We start from the raw sequence: 8,485 nt of genomic DNA on the forward strand, positions 1-8,485 counted from the left end.
TCCTCGATATTACGTCTCCCAAACCCGACAGGTTTTAAACCTGTCGGGTTTATCGTTGCGAAGACGCACTGCTGTGCGCCTCTACGATATTGAAACTTCAATATGTAATCAATAAAAAAATCTGCTTAAATCTGCAAAATCTGCGTGAAACAAAAAAAACTTTGCGACTTTGCGCGATTAATTTTTAACCTAATATCTTTATTTCCTTTTCAATATTCCTTCTAGCTTTCTCTTCATATAAATTCCTAAATTCATCAGTCTGAAAAATAAAATCATTCTCCAGAAAATGTTTCAAAGCCTTCGCTCTTCCGGGTTTATATAGAAAATCAGGATAAATGCGATATTCTTTCCGAATCTGTTCAAAATAGATTTTATAATCGTCCCCATCGCGGGCGAGAATCTTCAAATCAAAATCAATTAGCCAGTTAATATCTTCATTTATATTGTGTTGGTGAAGTTGCGTCGCACAAATTGCATCAAAAACCAATTGCGTATCAAATTGAATGTTTTCAGGTAAAATTGATAAAGCTAATTCGGCACTTTTAAGTTCATTATCTTTTTTGCTGCTTACATAAATGTAATCGTGATAAAAAATAGACAATAATATTTCGTTTGGCGATTTGAGTTTGTCGGAGTATGTTTCAAAACATTCAATCATATCATTTATATGCCTGAGATTATGATAATGTCTTGATTTTTTGGAATATGCCTTTTCTAAATCGAGCCAGTTTTTCTGAACGTCATTTGCTGAAAAGCTAATATTCGAAAGTAATTCAGAACAGATTTCTTTTAAATTCATATTGTTTTATTTAAATCTTATGTAAAGCTCCATTGAAGCGTAATATTTATAGCAATTTATTACATGAGGATCAAAAGCTCCAGCGGAGCGACACTTCAGCTTTTATGTTTACTCAATAAAATATGTCACCTTGGCTGGGGTTGTTGAAATGCTTTTGGTAAATAATTATATATATGTCGTCCCTCTGGGACTTTATTGGTTTTATCAAATTAAAAAAAAATCTATAAATGTGGTGTCTCCTGTGGGACTTTCACGATTTTGCTAAATAAATATTTACTCAAATATAGAATTCTTTTTTTACTGCGCAAAATAACTGCGTACTACTATTGAAATCTTTGCTCAAGAAATAAAACAGGTTCATTGAAATAAAAAATTGAGTTAACAAGGTCAAGTTTAAGTTACTTCGAAACACTTTCCAACGTATAAACTTATACCATTACCGGTTAACACAATTAAAATTGAAGCAGTAGCTCAGCGGTAGAGCAGGTAGTTTTGAAATTATTCTAAGAAGTTAATCAAAACTTACTTCGTACATTTCTAATATCCTGTTCATGGGTTCAAATCCCATCTGCTTTACTATTAATGGTCAATTAAAACTTACTTCCAGGTTCGATTCCTAACTTCCGAAAGGAAGTTGATGGTTATATAAGTTTTAAAATTATCATTAATAAAAATGAGGGTCAAGATTAACTTACTTCTTCGGGGAAACCCATCTGATAAAGAGTTCATCAATTACACTCAAATTTAAGGTCAAGTGTTTCTTACTTCAAAACTCTTTTAGGTAGAAACCAGAAACACAATTATCTAAATTTTTAAAATTAAAAAAATGAAAACAAAAGAATTATTAAAAATCAGTTTGCGTCAAAACGCCATTTTCGTTCCATCAGCAATGATTGCGAATGATATCAAAAATTTATCAGGAACAACATCGGTTTTAGTGGCCAATGTTTCAAAACTTGGATTTACATTTTCCGAATCGTTATTGCACGCTTTAAATAATGTAAACCCAAATTATAAAGTTGAGATTTTAGATGTTCTAAAAGAAGTTTTAGGAACAGATAAAAACTGGACGCGGTTAGTAAAAGAATGGAATATCCCAACCGGAGAATCTGTTTTAGATCATATTGCAACTTTTTTCGGAAACGTTTTTAAAACAAATAACGGGACAACTTTGCAATGCGGACACGTAATTCCGTACAATACTTTTCCTTTAGAACGATATAATGGTTGTCCGTTTTGCGGAACTCCGTTTGAATTTGGTAAAATCGAAAATTTCGGACAAGGAAGCAAATTAAAAGTATTGGATTTATGGTCAGAAAAAGAATTGGAAAATTTCTATAAATCATTATTGCAATCTAAAACCGCTTTAGACGCTACGCAAGCAGATAGTTTAAAAACAGTATTGAAATATTTGCCTTTGCCAAAAACCGATATTGCCATCAAGGAAACTTTGATGTTAGTGATCGATGTTTTAATTGAAGAAGGGAAAGCCGAAAACGCAGCTCAGTATTTTAAATCGCCAACGGATATTTTAAGATATTTATGGTTTAAGAATACAGGATTATTGCAAATCATCGAACCAAAAACTATCATTAAAAGAACATCAAAAAATGCTCAGCATTTTGCGAGTTTTCTCGATGCAAGTGCGCAATCTAAAATCGCGGCTACAAACGATTTGAAACTTAAATATTCAAGAAAGGAATGTTTAATGGTGGCGAATTGGTTGAATAATCTTGATATGGATGTAGAAACGATGTGCGAAATAATGCACCCAAAAAGAGGAATGTGGATTCGTTTTATCAGAGCGTTACGTTTAGCAGAATACAGCAAAAGGAAAGGCTTTGAAAAATTAGCTTTTTTAATGGATGTATTTTACAATCAGGTTTATGACGTTTGGCAAAGTAAAGTGAACTCTTCAAGATTGAAATTTGATGCCGATAAAACATTTGCATTATTAAAACAACGTCCGGGACTGTTTGCACGTTCTTTATTCTCGAATATGCTTTGGTTTGGAGCAGACGAAACTGTGGCACATTTTACGGAGATTATCGATAAAGTTCCGGCAAGATTGGTATTTACATTAAATATGTATGCTCAAAATTATTTTGATAAAAGATTCAAAGAAGCGTGAAACCTTTAGGCGGAACAAACAAACAAATTGCCCCAAATGCTTTATTGAATTTATACGACGAAGCACAATTAGAGGCGATGAAAAATCAAATCGAAGAATTGTGTTTATTAGCCATGAAAAAGAGATTTGCTGCAATTTCAAACACAAACAAAACGATTTATATCGATCCGCAATTGTTTAATATGCCGGTTTCTATAGGAGATCGAAGCGAAAATGTTCAGGATTTACCGGTTGCTTTAATGGGAACACGTTTCCCAATTGAAGGAAACGAAGTGCGTTTGTTCATGCAATGGGGTAAAGATTTACCGGCACAACATTTGGACATGGATTTAAGCTGCCATATTGCCTATGAAGATAAAGCTGATATATGTTCTTATAGCCGATTAGAAACAACAGGTTGTCAACATAGCGGTGATATCAGAAGTATTCCAAGTAAAATTGGAACGGCTGAATATATCAATATTAACATTGACGATTTGGCGAAAGCCAAAGCAAAATTTGTAACTTTTACCTGCAATGCTTTTAGCAACGGAAGTATCACGCCAAATCTTGTTGTAGGTTGGATGAACAGTAAATATCCGATGAAAATCTCCGAGAAAACTGGAGTTGCATACGATCCGTCATGTGTAGATCATCAGGTTCGTATTACGCAAGATGTTGCAAAAGGTTTGGTTTTTGGAGTGTTAAATGTAGTCAAAAGAGAAATCATTTGGTTAGAGATGACATTTGGAGGTCAGGTTGTTCAAGGTTTGGATTTTAAAGGAGTTCAGGCATTATTGACAAAACTAAGCAGCAAATTGAATATTGGTAGTTTGTTACAACTTAAAGCACAAGCACAAGGTTTAACAATCACCGAAGATCAAAATGCTGATGAGGTTTATGATGCAAAATGGGCGATAAACGCTGCGGCAGTTACGCAATTATTAATTGATTAAGGAGAAGGGGCAAAGGTTCAGAGGTGCATAGTTGCTAAGGTTCAAAGATACTAAGTTGCAAAGGGACAAAGGTTTATCGTAGAGGCGCACAGCAGTGCGTCTTCGCAAAGTTTTTTATTAAAGTAATTAACGCACTGGTTGTCATTTCGACAGAGGAGAAATCTCATCAAGTAGCTCGACAAAGATTAGCAATTCACTTTATGGTGATGGGCCATGTGATTTCTCCTCCGTAAATGACAAAAAATGAATGAAAATCATATTAATCATTTAATCTGTGGCTAAAAAAAACTTTGCACCTCTGCGACTTTGCGCGAAATTGCCCACCAGTTTTAAAAAAAAATATCTACGCAAAATAACTGCGCAGTAACTCTCAACCTTTGTACTATCAAAATAAAACAAACAAATGAAAACGCAAATAAACGGTACAGATATAATAGCTTTAGGATTTCCTGAAGGAAAAACAATAGGGATCGCATTAAAAATAAATAGTAAAAGACACGGATTAAAACGTGATGAAATGATAACCAATTTCAAGAACGTTTTAGCAACTCCGGAAAATTATATAGACGACGCTATTTTTAGCAAACTGGCAATTGCCTTAATCGAAAAAGCAAATGAAAAACCGGAAGATTTTATTGCCTTAAACCAAAATCCGAAAAAATATTCCGCTTACGGATTAGAAGGTATTGAGGACGGTGCGAGAAAACAAATGGAAGTTGCCATGCAATTGCCCGTTACCGTTGCAGGATCATTAATGCCAGATGCGCATCAAGGTTACGGATTGCCAATTGGTGGAGTTTTAGCGACTAAAAATGCGATAATTCCGTATGGTGTTGGAGTTGATATTGGTTGTCGAATGGCATTGTCGGTTTATGATATTGCGGAGGATTTTTACTTTGAAAACGAAGCTAAATTCAAAAAAGAATTAATTGCGAATTCCGTATTTGGAGCGGGACACGGATTTCGCGGACAATACAAATCAGATCATGGGGTTTTAGAAAACGATGCTTTTAATATGACTCCGTTTGTGAAGAATTTGAAAGATAAAGCCTGGTCGCAATTAGGATCTTCGGGTGGTGGAAATCACTTTGTAGAATTCGGAATCATGGAATTTGCAAAAGATGACGCGGTTTTGAATATCCCAAAAGGTAAATATGTGGCTTTGTTAACGCATTCAGGTTCACGCGGAATGGGCGCAACAATTGCCGGACATTACACAAAAATGGCGAAAGATGTTTGTAAACTTCCTGATGTGGCTAAAAATTTAGCGTATTTGGATATGAACACACAATTGGGTCAGGAATATTGGATGGCGATGAATTTGGCAGGAGATTACGCATCGGCTTGTCATGAGATTATTCATAACAAAATGGAACGCGCTTTGGGTGCAACTATTTTAGCAAAAGTAGAAAATCACCATAATTTTGCCTGGAAAGAAATTTGGAATGGCGAAGAGGTAATCGTACATAGAAAAGGCGCAACTCCGGCAGGAAAAGGCGTAATGGGAATCATTCCGGGAAGTATGACAGCGCCTGGATTTTTGGTGAGAGGAAAAGGCGAGGAGAACGCGATAAATTCGGCTTCACACGGAGCAGGAAGACAAATGAGCCGAACTCAAGCCATAAAAACAATCACAAAAACCGAAATGCAAACCATTTTAAGAGATCACGGCGTAACACTTATTGGCGCAGGTCTTGACGAAGCGCCAATGGCATATAAAGATATCAATCAGGTTATGGAAGCGCAACAGGATCTGGTTGATGTTGTTGCGAAGTTTACCCCAAAAATGGTAAGAATGGCAGATGACGGAAGTCGGGAAGATTAGTTTTTTAGAAGGTTCAAAGGTGCATAGGTTCAAAGTGACAAAGGTTAATTGTAGAGGCGGACAGTGCGTCTAACACAATGTTTGTAAAGGCTCAAAGAATTGAAAGGTTCAAAGCGACAAAGGTTAATCGTAGAGGCGCAAAGCAGTGCGTCTAACACAATGTTTGTAAAGGCTCAAAGAATTGAAAGGTTCAAAGCGACAAAGGTTAATCGTAGAGGCGCACAGCAGTGCATCTAACACAATGTTTGTAAAGGTTTATTCGCATTTTATTTCATTTCGACGCACGAGACCCGAGCGATAGCGAACAGACGAAGTAAATCATTAGAAGTTCGACAAAGATTGTCGATTCATTTTGTGGAGTATCAAGTGTGATTTCTCCTCTGTCGAAATGAAAAACTAAAAAATTTATGCCTTAGCGCAATGTCATTAAGTTAAGCTTTTAAAAAATAAAGTCATTGCAAATCAAATCCGTTTTTATCCGTGTTTTTACGAAGTAAATCTGTTTTATCCGCGTCAAAAATTAGATACTGATTTTACTGATTCGCTAACGCGAAAACGCTGATAAAAACGGATTTTTCTAATTATTTTCTTGATTAAACTGTTAAGTAATTTTATAGATTTCCCCTTAACTTAATGACATTGGCCTTAGCGCCTTAGTGGCAAATAAAATAATAACATACGATTCAAGAGCTAAAAAACTCAGAACCTTAGTCTCTTAGAATCTTAGCAACTTTAAAAAAAATGAATAAATACGAACGACTGAAAAAGGAATTAGAAACAGTCGGAAATGGAAAGATGAAAGCATTTGGAGACTCAATGCGACCAATTTTAAAAAGCGGAAGTCTCTTATCTTTCGAAAAAAGTGAAAATTACAATATTGGAGATATCGTATTCTGCAAAGTAAAAGGCAGATATATCGATGCTCATAAAATTATAAAAACAGATACCAATAAAGGTTTTCTAATCGCCAACAATCACGGATTCGAAAATGGCTGGACAAAAATAATCTACGGAAAAGTAATTGAGGTAGAATTTAAGAATCAGGTGATTTATGATAAGAGAGAGTAGATTAGAGAGTAAAGAGAATAGATTAGAGAGTAAAGAGAGTAGATTATCCTCATTTTATGTCATTTCGACAGAGGAGAAATCTCATTAAGAAGCTCGACAAAGATTGGCAATTCACTTTGCGGAATTTCGAGTGTGACTTACTTCGTCTGAGCTATCGTTCAGGTCTCCTCTGTCAAAATTACAAACTAAAAACTTTGCGACTTAGCGTCTTTGCGCGATTAAAAAACACACGAAGGATAAAAAAAACTTAGCACCTTAGTGACAAAAAATAATAATAACATAAAAATTCAAAGAGCTAAAAACTCAGAACCTTAGTCTCTTAGAGTCTTAGCAACTTAAAAAAAACTTAAAAAAAAATATGAAAACATACATAGATATCGGAATTAATTTAACGAATAAACAATTCCAAAACGACATAGACGATGTTATACAAAATGCTTTAGATGCCGATGTATCGCAAATGATACTTACCGGAACAAGCGTAAAAAATAGCGAAGCTTCGGCGGAAATTGCAAAAGAATATCCCGGAATATTATATGCCACAGCAGGAATTCACCCGCATGATGCGAAGAGTTTTGATGCGCAGAGCATTTTAAAACTGAGGAATTTATTAAAACAGAAACATGTAGTTTCGGTAGGCGAGTGCGGACTCGATTTTGATCGTGACTTTTCGCCCAGAAATATTCAGGAAACCTGTTACAAAGCCCAATTAGAATTGGCAATCGAAGTACAGAAACCTTTGTTTTTGCACGAAAGAGCCGCTTTTACAAAGTTTAGGGATATTACAAAAGACTATTTGCCACAATTGCCAAAAGCCGTCGTGCATTGTTTTACCGGAAGTTTGCAAGAAGCCAAAACCTATCTCGATAACGGATTTTATCTTGGTTTTACCGGAGCAATTTCGGACAGTAAACGTTTTGAGCATTTAAAAGAAGTAATTCAATACGTGCCGCTTGATAAAATGTTGATTGAAACCGATGCGCCATTCATGCTCCCAAAAAACACACCAAACAATCTCCTGAAAAAATACCACGAACGCCGTTGCGAACCTGCTTTTCTGCCTTTTGTTGCAGCAACTGTTGCGCAGTTCAAAGGAGTTTCGGGAATTATTGTAGCGGAAGAAACTACGAAGAATGCTAAAGATTTTTTTGGAATTTAGTGTTTTTGCCACGAAGTCACAAAGTTTAAAGTAAATAAACTTTGTGACTTAACGGCTTTGCGAGATTAAAAAAAAGATTATTTGGCTTTTAAATCAGGTATATTTACTGAGTTTAAAGGCTTTTTGTTTATTTATATTTAAAATATGAAATAATAAGATAATATGGAAATCCATAAAATTATTATTAAAATTTACGCATATTTTGTTGAATGTTTTTTTGTCCGAAGGCAATTTTATAAACTTTACACTCAAAAGAAATTTTTAAATCAAAATTGAGGTAATTGAAACGAGAAGAAGTTGAATAAAGACATAGATTTATTTTTGGAATAAAAATTTTAAAAAAGACTATATGAGTTTTAAATTACTGGCAATTAGACCGCTAAATGATTGTAATCCAAAATTTTTAAAAAATTTGAAGGAAAATCAAGTATATCAATTTTATAATGATTATGAATTTAATTATTTTAGAAACGATCATGAAAAAGAGATTTTGGATATAGAAAAAGTAAGTGAATTAATTCCCGATAATTTTTATGATTTAAGAAATAAACGGATAAGTATTTCTGCT

At 34.6% G+C, this 8,485-nt stretch carries 5 protein-coding genes, 1 tRNA gene and 1 pseudogene; 6 read left to right on the forward strand and 1 reads right to left on the reverse strand.

Annotated elements, in window-relative coordinates; all coding sequences use genetic code 11:
• Positions 1-184: 184 nt before the first annotated feature.
• Positions 185-799, reverse strand: a complete 615-nt coding sequence (locus ACHZDT_RS21165) for a hypothetical protein (RefSeq protein WP_394776690.1) — start codon at positions 797-799, stop codon at positions 185-187.
• Positions 800-1,259: 460 nt separating this feature from the next.
• On the opposite strand from ACHZDT_RS21165, the gene ACHZDT_RS21170 reads away from it, so the two are divergent.
• The 6 genes and pseudogenes from ACHZDT_RS21170 to ACHZDT_RS21195 form a co-directional block, all read left to right on the forward strand.
• Positions 1,260-1,375 (forward strand) — tRNA-OTHER (locus tag ACHZDT_RS21170).
• Between the two features lie 250 nt (positions 1,376-1,625).
• Positions 1,626-3,865: pseudogene (locus ACHZDT_RS21175) on the forward strand (hypothetical protein).
• A 403-nt stretch (positions 3,866-4,268) separates the two neighbouring features.
• A complete protein-coding gene (locus tag ACHZDT_RS21180) occupies positions 4,269-5,690 on the forward strand; it encodes an RtcB family protein (protein WP_394776691.1) in 1,422 nt (473 codons plus the stop codon).
• 741 nt (positions 5,691-6,431) lie between these two features.
• A complete protein-coding gene (locus ACHZDT_RS21185; RefSeq protein WP_394776692.1) occupies positions 6,432-6,758 on the forward strand; it encodes a S24 family peptidase in 327 nt (108 codons plus the stop codon).
• Positions 6,759-7,116: 358 nt separating this feature from the next.
• Positions 7,117-7,917, forward strand: coding sequence for a TatD family hydrolase (locus tag ACHZDT_RS21190; protein ID WP_394776693.1), 801 nt, complete (start codon positions 7,117-7,119; stop codon positions 7,915-7,917).
• 349 nt (positions 7,918-8,266) lie between these two features.
• Positions 8,267-8,485 (forward strand): hypothetical protein (locus ACHZDT_RS21195; protein ID WP_394776694.1); only part of this gene is annotated, 219 nt, incomplete at its 3' end.

It is taken from the genome of Flavobacterium sp. (assembly GCF_043722275.1).
In the GTDB taxonomy this organism is placed as follows: Bacteria; Bacteroidota; Bacteroidia; order Flavobacteriales; family Flavobacteriaceae; genus Flavobacterium.

Excerpts from the sequence above, each read along its gene's own strand:
- ACHZDT_RS21165 (WP_394776690.1), bottom strand. The coding sequence starts at position 799 with ATGAATTTAAAAGAAATCTGTTCTGAATTACTTTCGAATATTAGCTTT.
- ACHZDT_RS21180 (WP_394776691.1), top strand. The coding sequence starts at position 4,269 with ATGAAAACGCAAATAAACGGTACAGATATAATAGCTTTAGGATTTCCT.
- ACHZDT_RS21185 (WP_394776692.1), top strand. The coding sequence starts at position 6,432 with ATGAATAAATACGAACGACTGAAAAAGGAATTAGAAACAGTCGGAAAT.
- ACHZDT_RS21190 (WP_394776693.1), top strand. The coding sequence starts at position 7,117 with ATGAAAACATACATAGATATCGGAATTAATTTAACGAATAAACAATTC.